Annotated in this window: 1 protein-coding gene; it reads left to right on the top strand. The window is 58.5% G+C overall.

Features of this window, described 5'->3' with window-relative positions; translation table 11 throughout:
• Nucleotides 1–393: translesion error-prone DNA polymerase V autoproteolytic subunit (gene umuD / locus QMN93_RS26325; RefSeq protein ID WP_323620251.1), on the top strand; the 393-nt coding region annotated here is incomplete at its 5' end.
• Between the last annotated feature and the right edge of the window lie 5 nt (nt 394–398).

The following is a 398-nucleotide window of genomic DNA, read 5'->3' as shown; positions in this document are numbered from 1 at the left end:
GAGCCGTATGAGGGGAAACTCTCACGTACGGTTCTTAGGGGGGGATGGGTCAGCAATGGCCTGTTCCTACCCGATGATCTGGATCTCCATGATTACTGCATACGGCATCCGAGCGCGACTTACTACCTTCGCGCCAGCGGTGACAGCATGGCCGACGGCAGCCTTTACAATGGCGATCTGCTGGTTGTGGACTGTGCCGAGAAGCCCCGGCACGGCGATATTGTTGTGGCCAGCGTGCAGGGGGAGTTTACGGTTAAACGGCTTCTGCTGACGCCACGACTCACGCTGCAACCCATGAACGCGGCCTGGTCGCCGATTTACCCCGACCCGGACGATCTGGATATCTTTGGCGTCGTCACGCACATCATCCACCGCCCGAGGGAGATGTACTGATGTTT

Source organism: Enterobacter sp. R-1.6.2 (genome assembly GCF_035064085.1).
GTDB lineage: Bacteria > Pseudomonadota > Gammaproteobacteria > Enterobacterales > Enterobacteriaceae > Enterobacter > Enterobacter asburiae_B.
Note: the sequence above shows the minus strand (reverse complement) of the source record. Positions and strands in the feature narration are given on the sequence as shown.